Here is a 21009-nt window from a genome sequence, read left to right as displayed (position 1 = left end):
AGAAATGGAATATCAAACTAAACAAAAACTTAACCGTGAAAACTCAGGTTCGACTGAGAAACTTCCCATCAAATTTTTACAATTCGGGGAAGGTAATTTCCTTCGTGCATTTGTAGATTACCTTATCGATAAGATGAACAAAGAGGCTGGCTTCAATGCTGGCGTAGCTGTTGTTCAGCCGACTCAGGGTGGTCTTGTTGATATGCTGGAAGAGCAGGATAACCTTTACACACTTTTCATAAGAGGTGTAAAAAAAGGCCAGATCGTGGATGACCAGAGAGTGATTTCTGCAATCCAGCGTTCATTCAGTCCTTACGAAAATTATGCGGAGTATCTAGAATTGGCAAAAGGCGAAGACTTACAGTTCATTTTATCCAATACAACTGAAGCAGGAATTGCTTTTGATGAATCTGAAACGTCTTTAGCTTCAGGTCCTCATAAGAATTTCCCTGCGAAAGTGACAGCTTTCCTTTACGAGAGATTCAAGCATTTTAATGGCGATACAGAAAAAGGTCTTCATGTCATTCCTTGCGAATTGATCGAAAACAATGCCTTGACATTGAAAGAATATATCCTGAAATATGCCCAGCTTTGGAATCTTGAAGAAGATTTTTCTGTTTGGATAGAAAACAGCAACTATTTCCACAATACTTTGGTGGACAGAATTGTTCCGGGTTATCCAAGAGAAGAAAAAGATGAATACGAAGCTAAATTGGATTATGATGATAATCTGATGGTAGTTTGTGAAGCATTTTTACTTTGGGTTATCGAAGGTGATGAGAAATTGAAAGCCTTGATTCCGTTTGATAAAATTGATGACCAGGTTTTGATTGTGGATGATATCACGCCTTACAGAACCAGAAAAGTGAGAATCCTGAACGGTGCTCACACCGCAATGTTGGCATTTTCTATCCTTGACGGAAAAGAAACTGTGAAAGAAGCTATTGATGCGGACTTTGCGGGAAAATGGATTTCCGAAACGGTTTATAACGAGATCATTCCTACTCTGGATTTATCAACAGAAGAATTGACGGCGTTTTCGGATGAAGTTTTTGACAGATTCAGAAACCCGTTCCTGAAACATTTGCTTTCCAGCATTGCACTGAATTCTGTTTCGAAATTCAAAGTGAGAGTTTTACCAAGCTTTCTGAAGTATGTTGAAATCAAGAACGAATTACCAACTAACCTGACTTTTTCATTAGCAGCGTTGATTAGATTCTACCAAGGTGAGTTTGATGGAAAACAACTTCCTGTAAGCGATGATGCGCCGGTTTTGGAAAGATTCAAAGAAATCTGGTCAACTAACGACCTTGGAGAAGTAGCGAAAAATGCTTTATCTGAAGTGAGTTTCTGGGATACAGATCTGACTCAGGTTTCTGGATTAACAGAAGCTGTAACCAAGGCTTTAAGTGCAATCGATTCCACAGGAATTGAAGAAGGATATAAAAGTTATATTAATAATTTATAAGACTTAAACATAAAGACATAAAAGCATAAATCTAATTGTCGTTTTTTAAGGCACAAGAAAAAACTTAGTGCCTTAAAAAAACAGAAGAATAAGAAAATTGTGCCTTTGTGTTGAACTTGATTAAAGCTAAAGATTATGCAAAAGAAAGTTTTAAAAGTCAATCCGAAAGACAACATCATTGTTGCGCTGACGGATTTGCCTGCCGGAGACATCGTGCATCTGGACGGTGCAGATTACACGGTACTGAAAGATACGAAAGCAAAACATAAATTCGCGGCAGAAGATTTTGCGGTGGGTGACCATATTATTATGTACGGCGTCATTGTTGGAAAAGCGAATCAGCCAATTCAAAAAGGCGAAGTCATCACGACGGAAAATGTAAAACACGAGAGCGAAGAGGTTTTTAAAAAGACAGGAAATCTTGGCTGGACACCGCCGAATGTGGACAAATGGAAAGACAAGACCTTCAACGGCTACCATCGTTCTGATGGACAAGTTGGAACAAAAAATGTCTGGTTATTCTTCCCTTTGGTGTTTTGTGAAAACAAGAATATCGAGAAGCTGAAAGATATTTTCGAGAACGAATTGTTACCGAAAAAAGAAGTTTCCTATAAGAATTTTCTACGTTCTCTGATTGAAGAAAAAAGCGTGGAAGAAGTGGAAGACCAATCCAGAAATGAAAATCTTCTGGATAATATCGAAGTGAAGTTTATCAATCATCAAGGTGGTTGCGGCGGCATCCGTCAGGATTCGGAACTTTTGGCAAAACTGCTTGCCGGTTATGTGAACAACCCGAATGTGGCTGGTGCAACGGTTCTCAGCTTGGGATGCCAAAATCTTCAGGTTGATATCTTCCAAAATGCTTTGAAAGAAATGAGCCCGAACAGCGATAAAGAAGTGCTGATCTTTGAACAACAGAAAATCGGGACGACGGACAAGATGTTCCAAATGGTCATCAAAGAGTCTTTCGAAGCGATAAAAAGAGCTAATAAAATCCAACGCCAGCCTGCACCGGTTTCTAAGCTGAGCATAGGTCTGGAGTGTGGTGGTTCTGACGGTTTTTCAGGTATCTCTGCGAATCCGGCTTTAGGCGTTGTTTCAGATATTTTTGCAGCATTAGGCGGGAAAACAATCTTGGCCGAGTTTCCGGAATTATGCGGCGTGGAGCAGGAATTGATGAACCGATGCGTGGATGAGGAAAAAGCAGATAAATTTTTATCATTAATGAAAGCTTTTGAAAAATCTGTTGTGGATGCAGGCTCAGGATTTGATATGAATCCATCGCCAGGAAATATCAAAGACGGTTTGATTACCGATGCTATGAAATCTGCAGGTGCTTCTAAAAAAGGTGGAACCGCACCTATCGTTGATGTTCTGGATTATGGTGAATACATTTCAAAACCAGGTCTGAACTTATTGAACACACCTGGAAACGATGCCGAATGTACCACAGGACTAGTTGGAGCTGGAGCAACTGTGGTTTTGTTTACAACAGGCTTAGGAAATCCGATGGGAAATCCAATTGCTCCGGTTGTGAAAATCTCTTCCAACACCGCATTGATCAACAGAATGTCCGACATCATCGATGTTAATGCAGGAACTGTAATCACCGGAGAAAAAAGTATCCAGGAAGTGGGCGAAGAAATCGTAGATTATATTATTGAGCTGGCAAGCGGCAACGTAGAGACAAAAGCAGACCAATTGAAACAAGATGTGTTTATTCCTTGGAAACGAGGGGTATCATTATAATATTTGAATTTTTAAGGTTTTTATTTTTAAAGGGCATTTCTTCTTTTTGAAGAGTGCTCTTTATTTTTTAGTCAATGTTATCAAAGACTGAGCAATTCGCTTATTAGTTTTATTCAGCTAAATCACCACTATACGTTAAGGCAAATTCAGGCTTATACCTCGATAAGAGTATGGCTTATGCCTCGATAAGAGTAAGACTTATGCCCCGATAAGAGTAGAAGTTATGCTTCGATAAGAGTTATCATTCATGAAATAAAGCCTACTCCACACTCAACACCTTATCATATCCTGCGGTTCTGGAAGCTTTCAACAAGTTACTCCCGGAATATTGGCTTGTAACCTCCAGATAATAGCTACCGGTCTCTAATTCAGGAATAATGATGATCAACTCTGATGCTTTGTTCACTATTATATCATCTGCAGGAACTATTGTCCTGTTATTAGTGACACTATTGACAAAGAAGATTCCGTTTTCGGGGCTATCTCCAGCTATTTTTATTTTTGCGCCTTTGATGTTCAGATTTCTACCAGGTGAGATCTTATTATTAATGGAGCCACTCTTCATATCTGTCACCTGATAGATGACAGAACCTCTGCTGGCTGCACCAAGAATATTAACCTGAATATCGGGAATCATTGCTCTCATTCTTTCACCCTGATTGAACTGGAAAAATATCTTATGCTTATCCTTATCAAAAGTCTCGGACAGGCTATTAAAAACACCCTTGATCTTGGTACCTGCCGTAAAATAGCCGGTATTAATGGTAAAACCATCGCAAAGCTGGTAAGCCATCTCTTTCAGAAAAAGCGTTACAACATACTCCATAGACAGTGCCGACATATCCGCTCCGCCCCTATTGACAGCAGCCTCACAGATCTGTTTGATATTGAGCGACTCCTCACTGATGGTACGCGCCAGATAATCGGCAGAATCATTTTTTGTTAAAAGATTCTCATAAAGATGAGCATTAATTGTATGTATAAGGGGCATAATTTAATCATTTATGTTATCCCTAATATACAATTATTTTAAGAACTACTACTCCAGTTTTTTAATTGTCTTCAGCATATCAATTCCTTTTCCTAAAATCGGTTTGAAGATGTCACCTTTTTCTTTCAGCCGGTCTAATGAATTATGAATGTTGAAGTCGGTCGGCTTAAGTCCTTTTTTGACCTCGTCCCATTCCAACGGCATTGAGACAGGTGCACCTTTTTTCGGCCTAAGACTGTAAACGCTTGCAAGAGTCTGTCCTCTTCTGTTTTGTAGATAGTCGAGATAGATTTTATTCTTATCCCTTTTCTGAAGGCTGCGTTCAAGCGTTGTCAAATCGGGTAACTTCTGCTGAACCATTTGCATCAGAAGATGCCCAAAATCCTTGACCTGCTCATAAGAATATTTTGCACCCATGGGAATATAAACGTGAATGCCCGAACTGCCCGATGTTTTCGGATAGCCATCAATTCCTGCTAAATCCAGAACCTCCTTCACAGCCAAAGCGGTTTCTATCACATCTTCAAAGGTATTCTTTTCCGATGGGTCCAGATCCAGAACAAGATAATCCGGATTGTCCGCCTTTTGGATTTTACTTGTCCAGACATTCAGCTCGATGCAACCGAGATTGTTCAGATAGGCCATTGTTTCCTTATCATTGCAGATGATGTAATTGATATATTTATCGGTACTTTCCGAGAAGACCTTCTGCGTTTCTATCCACTCTGGCGTTTCCTCAGCAGCATCTTTCTGGTAAAAGCTCATTCCTTTGATACCGTTCGGATAACGGTTCATAGATTGTGGGCGGTTTTTCAGATGTGGTAAGATATATTTCGAAATGCTTTGATAATAATCAATCACATCACCTTTCGTCACGTCATCATCGGGAAAATAGATTTTGTTTTGATTGGTAAGTTTCAGTTTTTGCTTTCCGATTTTTTTCTCGACATCGTCTTTTCCTGTTCTTTTCTTAGGTTCTGCTTTTTTCACGGGTTCTTTTTTTGAAGGTTTTTCTGGATTGAATGTCACATCATCAGGCTCTATATCATCCCGGAGTCTGAGGAAAATCGGGTGCCTGTAAATCAGGTCTTTTGTCAGTTCCGTAAATTTGATTTCTGCCACCAGCTCAGGTTCTATCCAAGTTGCTTTGGTATTGGTTTTTGGTGTGATTTTGAAAACTGATTTACCGGTAATCAATGGCTGCATTTTATCATAAACCTCGGAAAGGGATTTGTCGTTAAAACCGCCGCCTGTATGACCACAAAATACCATTTCACCATTCAGATATTTACCCAGAATCAAGGCTCCGAACTTTTTCCTTGAGCCTTTTGGCGCTGTAAATCCACAGATAATCGCTTCATCACTCTTATGGATTTTAATTTTCAGCCATTCCGAGCTTCGGACATCTTCTTTGTAAAGGCTTTCGGTTTTTTTGGCTACAATTCCTTCCAGCCCCAAATCTTTTGCAGCCTGGAAAAACTCTTTCCCGTTTTCCAGGATGTGGTCACTATATTTAATGATTTCATTCTCGATTAGAGCATCTTTTAATAATTCTTTCCGTTGAAGATAAGATAGATTTTCGGTCGAATGTCCGTTGAGCCAAAGCAAGTCAAACACTTGGAAAGTTAATGCGAGGTTAGGATTATCGCCAATCTGCTGCAGCCATTGGAAATTAGGTTTTCCTTTGCCATCGTAAGCAACAATCTCACCGTCAAGGACCATATTGTGTTCCTGTAACTTCAGCGAATTAGTAACTTTTTTAAATTTCTGGGAAAAATCGATACCGTTCCGGGAATACAATCGTATGTCGTCATTGCTCAAATCAGCAATCGCGCGATAACCGTCCCATTTGATTTCGAATGCCCATTCCTTGTCATCAAAAGCTTTATCGGATACTTTGCAAAGCATAGGTTTGATGAATTCCGATAACTTTTTGGCGCCTGAAAGTGCCGGAGCATAATTTTTAAAGTGCTTTATACCTTCGGACGAGTCATTTTTTTTTTACCTTCTTTCTCTTCGAGATAAGCGGTGACTTTGGAGGTTTTCAGCGTGTGTTCTTCAGCGTCGTAGTCTTCATCAACGGCATATTTATCTTTATGTTTGATAAGCAGCCAGGCGTTTTCATCCTTAGAACTTTTGATTTTCACTAATGCAAATTCACCTTTCAGCTTTTTACCGTGAAGAATGAATTTCAATGACTGTTTATGCAGTTCAGCCCGCATTACCAGATCGTCACTTTTGCCTTCCACCTTTTCAATGGGTTCATATGTTCCTTCGTCCCAAATTTCTACTTCGCCAGCACCATAATTACCTTTCGGGATAGAGCCCTCAAACGTCCTGTAAGAATACGGGTGATCTTCAACCATCATCGCCAGCCGTTTATCCGCAGGATTGAGAGAAGGTCCTTTGGGAACCGCCCAGCTTTTCAGAACACCTTCCATTTCCAGACGAAAATCGTAATGAAGCCTTGTGGCAGCGTGTCTCTGAATTACGAATTTTAATTTTTTCCCGCTGACCTTAGCCTTACCTTCCGGCTCCGCTGTTTCCTTGAAGTTCCTTTTTTTATTATAATCCTCTAGTGCCATAACAGTAATAATAAATGATGAATGATACTTTATAATTGAAAAATACTACTCCGAACCCACATTCTAAAACCTTTAATCTATAACCTAAATCACCCCACTTTTTTCTTTCCTTTTTCCAGGCTGGCTTTCAGCATTGCCATCAGATCGGTTGCTTTGCCTTCGGGTTCTTTAATTTCGGTCAATTTGATTTTTTTGCCTTTTGCTTTTTGTTTAATGATTTTTAAAAGGTCTGCATTATAAGTGTCTTTATATTTTGATGGGTCAAATTCCGTTGCAAGGGATTTTATGAGCTGTTCCGCCATTTTCAGCTCGGCAGGTTTGGGTGCGCTTCCGGACGGAATTTTTAAGTCTTCAAAGTCGCGCATCTCTTCGGGGTAACGCATCCTGTTAACCATTAAAATTTTATCTTCATATGGCCGGATCAGGCAAAGAATTTCGCGTTCTCTCAGGACAAATGAACCGATTCCCGCCATTTTGGTTTTGGTTAAAGCTTTTAATAATAATTTATAAGCAGCTTCACCATTTTTCTGTGGCTCCAGAAAATAAGGCGTCTCGAACAAAGCAGGATCGATCTCCGCTTCCTTGACAAACTGAGAAATACTGAGAACCTTAGATTTTTCCGGGCTTGCCGCTTCAAAATCCTTATCATCCAGAACGATATATTTATCCTCTATTTTATAACCTTTCACAATATCTTCCCAAACCACTTCTTTCCCGGTACTTTCGTTAACACGTTTGAATCTGATATTGCTAAGATCTTTACTGTCCAGCATATCCAGATCTAAAGTACTCGAATCTGTCGCCGAATACAATTTGATGGGAATATTAACCAACCCAAAACCAATTGCACCATTCCAAATTGCTCTCATAATTAGAATTTTGATTTGATATTAATAATGAAATTTTATTATTTGATTTTTACAAGAAACATTCCATTGACATCAATTAGGCAAAATATTTAAGATTAATTATTTCTAATACAATTTAGAAATAGCACATTATTTGTAACTGCTTAAAAAAATAAAAGTAAAATGGAAAAAGAAACTAAAAAGAAAATCAGACCAAAGCAGGAACAAAGCCGACCCGGTCTGGAAAAAGAAATGACTCCGGTTCCAGAAACCAGCCCGATTGATTATCCAAAAGGTAAATTGAATACTAAAGTAGCCTTAATCACCGGAGGCGACAGCGGAATCGGGAAAGCGGTGGCTTTACTATTTGCAAAAGAAGGTGCGGACATTGCGATTGCTTATCTCAGCGCGACTCAAGATGCTGAAACTACTAAAAAAGAAGTGGAAGCTTATGGCAAAAAATGTACTTTGATCAAAGGTGATTTAGGCAATGAAAATCACTGCAAAAAGGTCATTAAAGAAACCATAAAAGCACACCAAAAAATCGATATTTTGGTCAATAATGCTGCATTGCACTGGGAATCGGAATCGATTGAAGATATCACTACTGACCAACTGACAAAAACATTTCAGAATAATTTTTTCTCCTATTTCTGGACTACAAAATATGCGATGCCTTACCTGGAAAAAGGAGCAAGTATCATCAACACAACATCCGTTACGGCTTACAGGGGAAGTCCTCAGCTCATTGATTACGCTTCGACAAAAGGTGCCATCGTTGCCTTTACCAGAAGCCTTTCCGCCAATCTCATTGATAAAGGAATCCGTGTAAATGCCGTTGCGCCCGGTCCAATCTGGACACCTTTGATTGCATCATCATTTGATAAAGAAAAAAACTCAGAGTTTGGAAGTGATTCGCCAATGAAACGTGCAGGGATGCCGAATGAAGTCGCACCAAGCTTCCTTTTTCTGGCCAGTGAAGACTCCAGTTTTATTTCGGGACAGGTTTTGCATCCAAATGGCGGGGAAATTGTTAACGGATAATCACAATTAATTATAACATCAAAACAAAATATTATGTCAACAGAAAATCTTACCAACCAGGAAGCTATTAAGAAAATCAAAGAACTCTCGAAAAAAGCCAGGATCTGTATGTTTTGTACGGAACTGGACAGACTTCCTGTCAATGCCAGACCAATGAGCATCCAGGAAACCGACGAGAACGGAAATCTCTGGTTTATCAGCAGCGAAACCAGCAATAAAAATTTTGAAATCAAGGAAGACAACCGTGTACAGCTTTATTTTATGAATAACAGCGACTCCGAATATCTTTCAGTGTACGGAAATGCTTTCATATATAAAGACAAAGCGACAATCGAAGAAAAATGGTCGCCAATGGCAAATGCCTGGTTCGATGGCAAAGATGATCCGAATGTTTCAATCATAAGAGTGGAACCAAAAGATACCTATTATTGGGACACGAAGGCGGGAAAATTGGTAAGCCTATTAACTTTTGCAGCAGCAGCAATTACCGGAAACAAAACTGATAATTCTGATGGCGTGGAAGGAACTGCAAAAATTTAATTAATTTTAAAATGGAAATTAAGTCACAAAGAAAATCATATTTAATGAACTTTGTGACTTTTATTTTCCATTCCTTATCAAACTACAAATGGCGAAACTCATTACATTCACAAACAAAGGCATTTATTGTCCACAGGGAAAATTCTATATCGATCCGTGGCGGCCGGTTGATTTGGCGGTCATTACGCACGGTCACGCCGATCACGCACGCTGGGGAATGAAAAAATACCTTTGTCACCATTTTACCAAACCGATTTTACATAAAAGAATCAGTGAAGATATCGAATGTCAAAGTGTGGAATATGGTGAGATGATCAATATCAATGGCGTAAAAGTCTCGCTTCATCCGGCTGGTCATATTATCGGCTCTGCACAGATCAGGCTAGAATATAAAGGTTATGTGAGTGTTGTTTCGGGAGACTATAAGGTTCAGGACGACGGCTTAAGTACGCCTTTTGAGCTTGTAAAATGCAATGAATTTGTGACGGAAAGTACTTTCGGACTTCCTATCTACAACTGGCTGGAAGTTAATGATCTAAATAAAAAACTGCAAAGCTGGGTTCTCAGAAATCAGGAAAATCAGAAAACATCCGTTTTTATCGGCTATTCTTTGGGGAAGGCACAACGAATTATGAAAGCTGTTGAAGGCTTGGGAAAGATTCACGTTCATTACTCCATCGGCAAGCTTAATCAGGCTTTTGAAGAAGTTGGAATTGTTCTTCCTGAATATGAAATTCCTGATTTTCGGGAAAGTATAAAACACATTGGGGGGGATATTGTCATTGTTCCGCCCGCTTTATTGGATTCGAATGTTATCAAGAAAATTCCAGATGCGGCGACAGCGATTTGTTCAGGCTGGATGCAGGTTCGCGGTGCCAGAAGATGGCGAAGTGCGGATGCAGGTTTTGCGATGAGCGATCACGCCGATTGGAAAGGTCTGTTACAAGCCATAAAAGCGACAGAAGCCGAAATTGTTCACGTCACACACGGACAAACCGAAGTTTTTTCTAAATATTTAAATGAAATCGGAATTAAATCTGATGTCGTTGAAACCCTGTATGGTGACGATGACGAAGAGGAGAAAGAAAAAGAAATTATCAAAGATTAAAGCAATGCTTGAAAAGTTCCATAGGAACTTACTGTTAATAGTAAAAGAATAAATGGTAAAGCGGAGCTCCGGAGGAGCGACCTGACAATTATAAAAAACGCCGAATTGCACGCAGCCCGGCTTGAATGGAGCTCGTCATTGCGAGGAACGAAGTAATCTTTTTTACTTAAGGAACTATTTTGAACAGATTGCTTCGTTCCTCGCAATGACAAAAAAACAACAATAAAATGAAACATTTCGCAGAACTCATCAACGCTCTCGAAAGCACCAATAAAACCAACGCTAAAATCGATGCGATCATTGATTATCTGGAACGTGCGCCGGATGAAGATAAAGTGTGGTTCATCGCCTTGTTTACAGGAAAACGACCGAAACGGAATGTGAACACAAATTATATGAAAGAATGGGCGTTGGAAATTACTCAATTACCTTTCTGGCTGTTTCAGGAGTGTTATTCTTCGGTCGGCGATTTGGGAGAAACATTATCTCTGATTCTTCCTCCACCAACAGAAAAGATCGAACGTGCTTTATCTGAATGGATGAATGACATTATCGGTTTAAAAAATAAAACAGATGTAGAGAAAAAGGAATTTGTTCTGAATTCTTGGAATGGTTTGGATTATACGGAACGATTGATTTTCAACAAATTATTAGGCGGAAGCTTCAGAATCGGGGTTTCGGATAAAACTTTGATCAATGCTTTAACTAAATTTTCCGAACAAGAATCCAGTGCATTAATGCATAGTTTGATGGGAAAATGGCTGCCGAATGAAGTTTCTTTCCAGGAATTAATTTCAGCAGAAAATGTGAATCCGGACAATTCAAAACCTTATCCTTTCTGTCTGGCTTATCCTTTGGAAAAAGATTTGGAAGAACTCGGAACGCCCGATGAATGGCTGATTGAATACAAATGGGACGGAATCCGCGGACAGATTATCAAACGGAATGATGAAGTTTTTATCTGGTCGAGAGGTGAAGAACTGATCACCGAACAATTTCCAGAAATCAAAGATGTTGTTCAGAAGATGAAAGGAAATTTTGTCATTGACGGAGAAATTCTGGCTGTAAAAGATGATAAAGTTTTAAATTTTAATGAATTACAGAAACGTCTCAACCGAAAAACTTTAACAAAAAAAATGCTTTCTGAAATTCCGATCCAGGTTTTTGCTTATGATCTATTGGAATTGGAAGGTAATGATCTGAGAGAAAAACCGATTGCCGGACGACGCGCCATGCTGGAAGAATTGTTATTAAATGAAAATCCTGAGAATATAAAAATTTCTCAAGTCATTGATTTTGAAAACTGGAACGAATTAGACCAAATCAGGGAAAATTCCAGGGAAATTAACAGTGAAGGTCTGATGCTGAAACAGAAAAATTCTCCTTACCATTCCGGGCGAAAAAAAGGCGACTGGTGGAAATGGAAAATTAATCCGTTAACGATTGATGCTGTTTTGATTTACGCTCAAAAAGGAAGCGGAAGGCGAAGTGCTTATTACACCGATTATACTTTTGCCGTGAAGAATGAAGATAAATTGGTCACGATTGCCAAAGCGTATTCCGGTTTGACAGACAAAGAAATCATGGAAGTCAGCAAGTTCGTGAATAAAAATGCAATTGAAAAATTCGGGCCGGTTCGTACGGTAAAACCTGAGTTGGTTTTCGAAATTGCTTTTGAAGGAATAGGTTTCAGCAACCGTCATAAAAGTGGTGTTGCACTTCGTTTCCCGAGAATTCTGAGATGGCGAAAAGATAAAACAGTGGATGAAATTGATGATTTGGAAGAGATAAAAAAATTGATACAGTAAAATTTAACCACAAAAGTCACAAAAGTTTTTCAAAGACTTATTGATTTAAAATTAAAGTCCATAAAAGATTATACATACAACTTTTTTGAACTTTTGAATAACTTAAGCAACCACTAAAATCTTTTGTGACTTTTGTGGTTCAAAAAAATAAATAATTTTGACAACATTTGAAAATACCGACGGCTACAAAATCATTCAGCAATGGATGGCTGATAAAGGTATTTCCCCATTTAAATTTCAGATTGAGACATGGCAGAAATTTGAAAACGGATACAGCGGAATGGTTGTTGCGCCTACGGGTTTCGGAAAAACATTTTCTGTTTTTTTAGCCTTATTAACGAATTTTTTAAATCATCCCGAGAAATATAAAAAAGGATTGAAAATGATCTGGATCACGCCACTCCGTTCATTGTCAAAAGATATTGCCAAAGCAATGCAGGAAGCGATTGACGAAATCGGTCTGGATTGGGCAGTGGGTGTACGAAATGGTGATACAGATCCAAAAGTCCGCCAGCAACAGGTCAAAAATATGCCGGAAATTCTGGTGGTAACTCCCGAAAGTTTACATTTGCTTCTCGGGCAGAAAAATAATGAACGTTTTTTTAAAGAAATGAAAACAGTTGTTGTGGACGAATGGCACGAATTACTGGGTTCAAAACGCGGTGTAATGGTAGAACTGGGAATTTCTCAGCTGACGAAATATGTTCCGAAAATAAAAATCTGGGGAATTACGGCAACCATCGGAAATCTTGATGAAGCCATGGAGGTTCTGATTCCTTACGATATCAAAAAAACAAAAATTACGGCAAAAGAACAGAAAAAGATCGATATTCTTCCTGTCTTTCCTGATGAAGTTGAAATTTTACCTTGGGCGGGACATCTTGGACAAAAATTAGCCGACAAAGTTGTTCCAATTATATTAGAGTCAAAATCGACGATTGTCTTTACAAATACGCGAAGTCAAAGCGAGATGTGGTATCAGTTGTTATTGAATGCTTATCCTGATTTTGCCGGACAAATTGCGATTCATCACAGTTCGATTGATGCTCATTTACGGATCTGGATTGAAGAAAATTTAAGTTCAGGGAAATTAAAAGCCGTGGTTTCTACTTCGTCTTTGGATTTAGGAATTGATTTTAAACCTGTTGATATGGTCATTCAAGTCGGTTCTGCGAAAGGTGTAGCCCGATTTTTGCAGCGTGCCGGAAGAAGCGGCCACTCCCCTTTTGAAACTTCAAAAATCTATTGTGTTCCGACTCATTCATTGGAATTAATTGAAGTTGCCGCTTTAAAGGAAGCCGTAAAACAGAAAGTGATCGAACCGCGCGATCCACAGGTTTTATGTTTCGATGTTCTGGTTCAGTTTTTAATGACTTTGGCGGTTGGCGACGGATTTTATCCCGATGAACTGCATGAGAGGATCAAAAAAGTGTATGCATTTCAGGAAATGACGGACGAAGAATGGAAAAGCATTCTCGATTTTCTTACCATTGGCGGAAGCGTTTTAAAGAGCTACGAAGAATTTCATAAAGTTGTGGTGACGGAAGATGGTTTATACAAAGTTACCTCGAGGAAAATTGCCATGCTTCACCGTATGAATATGGGAGTCATTGTAAGTGATGCCATGCTGAAAGTGAAATTTATTTCCGGGGGTTATATCGGAATGGTGGAGGAATATTTTATTTCAAAACTCAAAAAAGACGAAAAATTTATTTTAGCGGGAAGAGTGCTTGAAGTTGCGATGATCAAAGATATGACGGTTTACGTACGCGCCGCAAAAGGAAAGGCATTTGCACCAAGTTATCTCGGCGGAAGACTGCCTTTAAGCTCAAATTTAGGTCAGTTTTTAAGGCAGAAATTATCCGGTGCGCTGAATCCGAAAGCTTCAGAAAAAGAACTGAAATTCCTGCATCCTTTATTGATCAATCAGGAAGAACGTTCTCATATCCCAAAAGATGATGAATTTTTGGTGGAACTCATCAAAAACCGCGAGGGTTACCATTTATTCATGTATCCTTTTGAAGGGCGGTTGGTTCACGAAGTGATGTCGGCGCTTATTGCTTACAGGATTTCAAAGCTGGCTCCGATCTCTTTTTCGATGGCGATGAATGATTATGGTTTTGAATTATTCAGTGATAAAGAAATTCCGCTAAATGAAGAAAATCTGCATAAAATTTTAACCCGGGAAAATCTGATGACCGATGTCATTTCAAGCATTAATTCTGCGGAAATGGCTCGAAGAAAATTCCGTGATATTGCGGTAATTTCCGGAATGGTGATTCAGAATTACGCAGGAAAACAACGTTCCAACAAATCTTTACAAAGTTCTGCCGGTCTGATTTTTAAAGTTCTTGAGGATTATGATCCGAACCATTTTCTTGTAAGACAGGCTTATACAGAAGTTTTCAATGCGCAATTGCAGGAACAAAGGCTTGTTGAAGCTTTTAAGCGAATCGAAAAATCAAAAATAATTCTGAAATTTGCCAATACTTTTACACCATTAAGTTTTCCGATCAAAGTTGACAGTTTGAGGCAAACGCTTTCCAGTGAAGGATTAGATGCGAGAATTCAAAAACTAATTCAGCAGGCGAGGAAACTTAAGTGAATTTGAAACACTTCGACAGGCTTAGTGTGATATCTCTAATACTAAATTCTTTTTATCAGCATTGTCAGGCTGAGCTTGTCGAAGCATTAATAAAAAATAATGAAAATAGTAACAAAAAATATAACCATTCAGAACGAAGTTTTCACTTTAACCAATCAGCGGGCTTTATTCTGGAAAAAAGAAAAAGCTTTGATTTTATCCGATCTGCATATCGGGAAAACGGCTCATTTCCGTAAAAACGGCATTGCACTTTCTGACCAGATCTTTGAAAATGATTTGCAAAGATTATCTGTTTTAATTGAATATTTTCAGCCCGAAAAATTTATCGTTGTCGGCGATCTGCTTCATGCAGGAGATAATTCGGATGTGGATAAATTCTGTGAATGGAAAAACCAGTTTTCAGATCTTGAATTTCATCTGATAGAAGGCAATCATGATAAAATTTCCAAAAAGCTGGAATCAAAATTATGCCTCAATTTCAGGGACGAGATTCTCGAGATTGATGATTTTATGTTTGTGCATGATTTTGACAAAAAACAGCCTAAATTTCAAGTCACAGGTCATATTCATCCCGGGTTTGTCATTAATTCTTCTGTGAAAAATATTAAACTGCCCTGTTTTGTGGTCACAGATAATCAATTATTGCTTCCTGCTTTTAGTGAATTTACAGGTTTGGACACAAAAAATCTCCCTAAAAAAGGAAGATTCTATGTTTTTACGGATGCTGAGATCTATGAGATTTAATTTTTCTTTTTGAAAATAATACAGCAAACCAATAAGATTAGATTAACTAAAACAGAGAAACCATTTGATAAAATTATTGGCAATTCGTCCTGTAAAATACCGTACCAAACCCAAAGCGACAATCCTGTAATCAAGACCAAAAGCATCACTACAGAGATATCTTCAGCGTTTTTCTCTTTAATAACTTTGATGAGTTGTGGCATCATTGCGATAGATGTGATTCCTCCGGCAACTAAACCCAATAATTCTGTATTCATAAATTATTATTTTTTCTTGTTGCAAAAGACGTTTTATAAGCTTCATCCCGTAATTTCTGAATCCTTCCAACGGGCTGTAATTCCTCAATGTTTTCAAAAGGATTGAAGGATAAATTCTCAATCCATTGATTATTTTTGTCAATCAATTCTGTGATTCTAATTGTTCCAATTGATGCAAATTCAGAATTCTTCCATATTGTATTCAACTGATTGACAGGTTGTTTTTTCAAATCGTAACAATATTGAGCCATTAATTCCAATTCGTAGTCATTCTCTTTTAAATAATTTTGAATTGAATAATCTATTCGATTTTCATCAACTTTGTTAGGCACATTTTTCGGAACCAATTTTAATTTAACCAAATGATTTCTCAATCTGTAAACGCCAATGGAATGGTAATCAAATGACAGAATAAAATTGTTTCGATTTTTCAGGAATTTAAAAACCTCAACCATAAAAGAAGGGTGAAAAAAAGCCGGAGAAATCAAGATAAAATTTCTGGCTACTTTTATTAAATTCCAGAATTTTTGTAAGATATTTCCTGAGAAAAACCGGTTAATCGCAATGAAAATTTTCAGAAATTGCGAGACATTATTAATCGGAAATAGTGGAAAATTCACCAACGGAAAGTTGGCAATAGTTTGATTGTCATCAGAAATTTTAACCGAAAAACCATAAGCCGGAATCGCTCTTTTCTTAGAAACTAATTTCATATGTGCATTGGAAATTCTAATCAAGCACTCTAATTCCTGCCTTGAAAAAATATGATGCTCCTCAAACGTTTGATTGGCAACAAAAGTTCCTTTTAAAGTTGAATAAGTCGTAACGTGAGCGTCTCTGGTTTTATAGTTAGTCTGATTGATTTTGTCCGATTTGGAAACGAAGTTTCTAACAGCTTCACAAGCTTTTTCCAGAAGTTTAAGCTCTTTAGATGTCAAGGAATCTAAGTCAGGATTATATTTTATTTTGAAGGCCATAACATTTCCCAAACTAAAATGAAGCCAAAAAAATAAGCTCCAGCTGGAGCTTATTATAAATATTTTAAATCAAAAAGTTATTTGACTAGTTCGATATTGACTGCCGAAAAACCTTTTGGTGATCTTTCTTTTTCGAAAGCTACTTTGTTTCCTTTTTTTACCGGCACTGCACAATTGTTACTATGGAAAAAGATATTCTCGTTAGTTTTACTCTCCGTAATGAATCCATAACCCTTCTCACTTAAGAAAGTTACGATTCCTGTTTTCACAGTTTCTTCTGCTTCCACTGGCGCTGCTCCTAACTGAATGTTATCCAAATCAACCTCCACCCTTTCCTCAGGCGGTGTAGATGTTAATCTTCCGTATGCATCAACATACATAAACTCGATGTCTTTTCCTTTGTCGTTGTTGGTTTTACGCTCTTCACGACGAAGTGCTTTTTCTTTTTGTTTTTGTTGTTTTTTCTTGAAGTTTTCTTTTTTTGAGAAAGAATCTGCCATAAATTATTGCTATTATTTTAAATTAATGTAGTGAAAATGAATCAATTGAAATTCTAAAATCTTCGTAGAAATGAATTTGAAATCGACTGGTATAAGATTAAAAGGTAATTGTCTTTATTATCCGAGGAAATTTTGTTGCGCCTTCTAGGCATAAAATACACAAGAATTAAAAGAAATATATATTACTGATTAGCAATACAGAAACCCATTATAAATTATAATACAAAGATACAATAAAATATGCAGAAAATATTATTTTTTAATTCACTGATTATCAAAAATATATTTGTAAATTTAAATAAATAAGTTATTTGCAAGTGTGGATAATTTGAAATCCATATAAAATGCAGAATTATTTCTCTTCAACACAACCTCAACCCCAAACTTCTCAAAATCAAAATGATAAGGCATTAAGGATTGCATATTTCATAATGGTTCATAACGAAACTGAGAAATTTATCATACTATTCAAAAAAATATACACAAGAGATCAGTTCTACCTCATTCATATTGACAGAAAAGCTAAGCCAGAGATAACTGAGGCGATTCAACTATTTTTAATACAGTTTCCAAATGCCTTTCTACTAGAAAGTATGAACATAACTTCAGGCGGTTTTAGCATTGTCCAAGCAGAACTTAACGCAATGGAATTTCTCCTGAATGCAAGTCCGGATTGGGATTATTTTATTAATCTAAGCTGCGATGACTTTCCTTTGAAATCTCAAAATATTATCCGCAAATTTTTATCTGAAAACAATGGTAAAAACTATCTTTTTTATTATGACCAAAAGTTTTACAGACCCGACACACTCCAAAGAATACAAAACCATTTTACAGAATGGCTTATAAAATCTCCTCGTTCATTTACAAAAGAGAATTTATAAAAAACGTTATCCCTTTTATAGGTGGTAAGTGGTTTCTTTTCACAAGAGACACCTGTGCTTTTCTTAATAACAATAAAAAGGTGATGCTTTTCGAAGAATTCTATATTAACACCTATTTGCCCGGAGAATCGTTTTTTCAGACCGTTCTTATGAATACGGATTTTCACGATGTGATTGTAAATGATGACAAAAGAGCTGTATTGGAAAAATCTTTACTAAATAAGATTAATCCGGATGCAATCATTAATTATTTAAGATCTAATAACCACCTTTTCATCAGGAAAATAGATGGTAAAACTGATAAGTCCGTTTTGCAATATATCGAAGAAAACTATAATACCAAATTACCTGACATTGATGAGATAGAGCGGGAATTAAGGATTAATGATCGTCAAAATAATTAAATAAAAAAGACCTTTAATTGATTTTTAAAGGTCTTTTTCATCTATCTTGATTGATTAGAAAAACGTCATCCAATCGCTTTTATCACTTATATCATCCAAAGCACTAATTGCCTTATGATGTTGGAATGATGCAAAAAGCGTTACAATCTCCTGTCTTACAATCTCGATAGAATTATCTGTTAATTCCTGATTAAATCCTGCTTCATTTAGCTCAGTCAAATCATTAACGGTAACAACTCTGGAGATAATTTTCCCAAGATCGATCATTTTTCTTTGTGATAATGGCCCATTAATCGTTACGTTCAGCTCTTTAGCATATAATTTTGCAGCTTCTTTTGTAATCTCGTTAATAGAAAGATATTCTCCAAGGTTATCCGCCTTTTTCTTCTTCATATCTTTTAAAATTCCTTCAGAGATCTGCGTATAAAGCATTTCATTAGAACCTTCGAAAATCTGGAACGGACGGCTGTCCATTATTCCTCTTCCACCGATATGACTGGTTCTGTAACCTTTTGCACCAGATAATTGAACCAACATCTGAGCTGCTTCCTGCATCATATCAGTTACAAAAGCTTTCATACTGTTGGCGTGAACACCACTTGCAGAAACATCTTTATCAATACCGCTTACACATGTACTTTTAGCACACATCGCTGAAGATAATGCGAAAAATGACTGTAATTTTGCAATCTGATATTGAACCTGATCCAAGGAAAATAAATTGCAGGTCCCAACGATTCTTTCTTTACAGTGTTTCATCGCTTCATCCATCATTCTTTTGAGAAATCCCATTCCCATTCCAGGGAATTGGAATCTGCTTCTGTGAAGAATGTCCAACATCATTTTAAGACCTGTTGTTTCAGGAATCAATTTATTATATTCAGGCACTTTGATATCCACTTTATTTAATCCGTACGGAATCATATAAAGTCCCGGATTGTCGTAATATTCCAGAACTTCTATATTTTGTTCCGGTTTGTGCGTATCTGCAACGAAAAAGTCAACATCTCTGGCAAGATTTCCGTCAGCATTGATATTTCTGGAAGTTACCAACCAATAATTGGCTAAACCTGTCAAACCTTGCCAATGTTTAGTCCCTTTGATATGGTAAGTATTGTCTTTCAGTTCGTTTTGGGTTTTCATATTCAATGCGTCACTACCAAAATCTGGTTCTGTGATCATCAATCCGCCCATTGCTCCAAAATCCAGGAAATGTTTGAAAATATCACCTTTGATAATTTCGTTCCCATATTTTGCCAATGGTTCTAAAAATAAAGCAATATTAATCCCAAATGTTAATGATAGTGGCAACGATTCATAAGCCGCTGCCGATAAAACGCCAAGACATTCTTTAACTTTTGCACCTCTCCCACCGAATTCTTTCGGGATCGAAACCGACAATGGTTTTAAATTCAAAATATCTTTCCAAATATTGGGTGGTAAACCTCTGGAAAGGCTTAACTGATCAATATTTTCTTTTTGAAAAAGGGACGAAAGTGAAGATTTAAAACGATTGAGAAATTCCGGATATGTAATTACCGAAGCGTCCAATGCAAGTGCATTCATAATAGATAAAATAAAAAACGTTGCAAGCCATCTGTACAACTTAAAAATTATAAAGCGAAGCGAATGGCAACAAATTTATCATCTAAAATAGGTCGCTTCACAATGTATGATACTACGTCAAAGATACTATTAATAATCCAGAGTTATTTTAGAAATCAATGATTATTTATAATTTAGCATAATGAGAAATTTAGTTTACATTTTTCTTGGTGGTGGTTTTGGGAGTATAATGCGTTTTTTGATCTCTAACTATACCCACAAACTTTGGAATATCAATAGTTTTCCCATGGGAACTTTTGTAGTTAATATTTCGGGATGTTTTCTGATCGGAATTCTGTCTGCTTATTTTCTGAAAGTTGATAATTCTTTAAAATATCTTCTGATTACAGGCCTTTGTGGTGGTTATACTACATTTTCAACATTTTCTGCTGAGAATTTTTCACTTTGGCAAAATGGAAATTACGGCATATTGATTTTGTATGCTCTACTAAGCCTGATTATTGGAGTTTCCATGGTATTTACAGGTTTTCAGATTGTCAGAAATTAATTTTTCCATTTGATAATTAGTGAATTAAAAACTTTTTTCAAATATAATTTGCGCATCATACAAAAGCTTTCTATATTTGCACCACTGAAAACGAGAAATCGTAGCAAGTAAGGAGAGTTGGCAGAGTGGTCGATTGCGGCAGTCTTGAAAACTGTTGACTGTAACAGGTCCGGGGGTTCGAATCCCTCACTCTCCGCAAAAAACCCTATAAATATAATGTTTATAGGGTTTTTTAATTATTGGTGCTAATATAGGTGCTAATAATATACATCGCTCTTATATATATATTTTCAAATTTATAGCTACTACGTCAACTGATTTGTCGATTCTTTTTGTGCCAATTATATAAATTGGGTTATAAAACGAAATAATGTTATAATCTTA

The 21009-nt window shown here is 37.1% G+C and carries 19 protein-coding genes and 1 tRNA gene; 12 read left to right on the top strand and 8 right to left on the bottom strand.

Features of this window, described 5'->3' with window-relative positions:
• Window positions 1-4: 4 nt before the first annotated feature.
• Window positions 5-1468, top strand: coding sequence for a tagaturonate reductase (locus AC5P2S_RS07085; RefSeq protein WP_494556732.1), 1464 nt, complete (start codon window positions 5-7; stop codon window positions 1466-1468).
• Window positions 1469-1603: 135 nt separating this feature from the next.
• Window positions 1604-3217 carry a UxaA family hydrolase gene (locus AC5P2S_RS07080; RefSeq protein ID WP_494556731.1) on the top strand — a complete coding sequence of 538 codons (1614 nt, stop codon included), beginning with the start codon at window positions 1604-1606 and terminating at the stop codon, window positions 3215-3217.
• 259 nt (window positions 3218-3476) lie between these two features.
• On the opposite strand, the gene AC5P2S_RS07075 is transcribed toward AC5P2S_RS07080, so the two are convergent.
• The 4 genes from AC5P2S_RS07075 to ku all read right to left on the bottom strand — a co-directional run bounded on the left by AC5P2S_RS07075 (window position 3477) and on the right by ku (window position 7662).
• Entirely contained in the window at window positions 3477-4208 is a 732-nt protein-coding gene (locus AC5P2S_RS07075) for a DNA-binding domain-containing protein (RefSeq protein ID WP_494556730.1), read from the bottom strand.
• Window positions 4209-4256: 48 nt separating this feature from the next.
• Window positions 4257-6116 carry a DNA ligase D gene (gene ligD / locus AC5P2S_RS07070; RefSeq protein WP_494556729.1) on the bottom strand — a complete coding sequence of 620 codons (1860 nt, stop codon included), beginning with the start codon at window positions 6114-6116 and terminating at the stop codon, window positions 4257-4259.
• 65 nt (window positions 6117-6181) lie between these two features.
• Window positions 6182-6793: a DNA polymerase ligase N-terminal domain-containing protein gene (locus AC5P2S_RS07065; RefSeq protein ID WP_494556728.1), complete on the bottom strand. Its 612-nt coding sequence runs from the start codon at window positions 6791-6793 to the stop codon at window positions 6182-6184.
• A gap of 89 nt (window positions 6794-6882) precedes the next feature.
• Window positions 6883-7662: a non-homologous end joining protein Ku gene (gene ku / locus AC5P2S_RS07060; RefSeq protein WP_120214141.1), complete on the bottom strand. Its 780-nt coding sequence runs from the start codon at window positions 7660-7662 to the stop codon at window positions 6883-6885.
• A 162-nt stretch (window positions 7663-7824) separates the two neighbouring features.
• On the opposite strand from ku, the gene AC5P2S_RS07055 reads away from it, so the two are divergent.
• The 6 genes from AC5P2S_RS07055 to pdeM all read left to right on the top strand — a co-directional run bounded on the left by AC5P2S_RS07055 (window position 7825) and on the right by pdeM (window position 15490).
• Entirely contained in the window at window positions 7825-8685 is an 861-nt protein-coding gene (locus AC5P2S_RS07055; RefSeq protein WP_494556727.1) for an SDR family oxidoreductase, read from the top strand.
• Window positions 8686-8718: 33 nt separating this feature from the next.
• Window positions 8719-9225, top strand: a complete 507-nt coding sequence (locus AC5P2S_RS07050) for a pyridoxamine 5'-phosphate oxidase family protein (RefSeq protein ID WP_494556726.1) — start codon at window positions 8719-8721, stop codon at window positions 9223-9225.
• A gap of 88 nt (window positions 9226-9313) precedes the next feature.
• Window positions 9314-10333: a ligase-associated DNA damage response exonuclease gene (locus AC5P2S_RS07045; protein ID WP_494556725.1), complete on the top strand. Its 1020-nt coding sequence runs from the start codon at window positions 9314-9316 to the stop codon at window positions 10331-10333.
• Between the two features lie 227 nt (window positions 10334-10560).
• Window positions 10561-12141 (top strand): ATP-dependent DNA ligase, encoded by a 1581-nt coding sequence (locus tag AC5P2S_RS07040; RefSeq protein ID WP_494556724.1) that lies wholly within the window; start codon window positions 10561-10563, stop codon window positions 12139-12141.
• 157 nt (window positions 12142-12298) lie between these two features.
• Complete coding sequence (locus AC5P2S_RS07035) at window positions 12299-14746, top strand: ligase-associated DNA damage response DEXH box helicase (protein ID WP_494556723.1); 2448 nt, start codon at window positions 12299-12301, stop codon at window positions 14744-14746.
• Between the two features lie 99 nt (window positions 14747-14845).
• On the top strand, window positions 14846-15490 hold the full coding sequence (gene pdeM / locus AC5P2S_RS07030; protein WP_494556722.1) for a ligase-associated DNA damage response endonuclease PdeM: 645 nt from the start codon (window positions 14846-14848) through the stop codon (window positions 15488-15490).
• On the opposite strand, the gene AC5P2S_RS07025 is transcribed toward pdeM, so the two are convergent.
• The 3 genes from AC5P2S_RS07025 to AC5P2S_RS07015 all read right to left on the bottom strand — a co-directional run bounded on the left by AC5P2S_RS07025 (window position 15487) and on the right by AC5P2S_RS07015 (window position 17224).
• Window positions 15487-15747, bottom strand: coding sequence for a SemiSWEET transporter (locus AC5P2S_RS07025; protein WP_494556721.1), 261 nt, complete (start codon window positions 15745-15747; stop codon window positions 15487-15489). The two genes, pdeM and AC5P2S_RS07025, sit on opposite strands and share 4 nt — an antisense overlap.
• A complete protein-coding gene (locus AC5P2S_RS07020; protein WP_494556720.1) occupies window positions 15744-16724 on the bottom strand; it encodes a catalase family protein in 981 nt (326 codons plus the stop codon). Before AC5P2S_RS07020 ends, AC5P2S_RS07025 begins: the two co-directional genes overlap by 4 nt.
• A 77-nt stretch (window positions 16725-16801) precedes the next feature.
• Window positions 16802-17224, bottom strand: coding sequence for a cold shock domain-containing protein (locus tag AC5P2S_RS07015; RefSeq protein WP_283415000.1), 423 nt, complete (start codon window positions 17222-17224; stop codon window positions 16802-16804).
• Between the two features lie 344 nt (window positions 17225-17568).
• On the opposite strand from AC5P2S_RS07015, the gene AC5P2S_RS07010 reads away from it, so the two are divergent.
• On the top strand, window positions 17569-18108 hold the full coding sequence (locus tag AC5P2S_RS07010) for a beta-1,6-N-acetylglucosaminyltransferase (protein WP_494556719.1): 540 nt from the start codon (window positions 17569-17571) through the stop codon (window positions 18106-18108).
• Window positions 18063-18512, top strand: a complete 450-nt coding sequence (locus AC5P2S_RS07005; RefSeq protein WP_494556718.1) for a hypothetical protein — start codon at window positions 18063-18065, stop codon at window positions 18510-18512. Before AC5P2S_RS07010 ends, AC5P2S_RS07005 begins: the two co-directional genes overlap by 46 nt.
• A 54-nt stretch (window positions 18513-18566) precedes the next feature.
• On the opposite strand, the gene AC5P2S_RS07000 is transcribed toward AC5P2S_RS07005, so the two are convergent.
• Entirely contained in the window at window positions 18567-20078 is a 1512-nt protein-coding gene (locus AC5P2S_RS07000) for an acyl-CoA dehydrogenase family protein (protein ID WP_494556717.1), read from the bottom strand.
• 181 nt (window positions 20079-20259) lie between these two features.
• On the opposite strand from AC5P2S_RS07000, the gene crcB reads away from it, so the two are divergent.
• Both crcB and AC5P2S_RS06990 read left to right on the top strand, forming a co-directional pair.
• Window positions 20260-20625 carry a fluoride efflux transporter CrcB gene (gene crcB / locus AC5P2S_RS06995; protein WP_283414997.1) on the top strand — a complete coding sequence of 122 codons (366 nt, stop codon included), beginning with the start codon at window positions 20260-20262 and terminating at the stop codon, window positions 20623-20625.
• Between the two features lie 111 nt (window positions 20626-20736).
• Window positions 20737-20821, top strand: a tRNA-Ser gene (locus tag AC5P2S_RS06990).
• Window positions 20822-21009: the final 188 nt, after the last annotated feature.

The organism is Epilithonimonas sp. 33E (assembly GCF_059372615.1).
The sequence above is the reverse complement of the archived record's forward strand: the minus strand, read 5'-3'. Positions and strand labels throughout refer to the sequence as shown.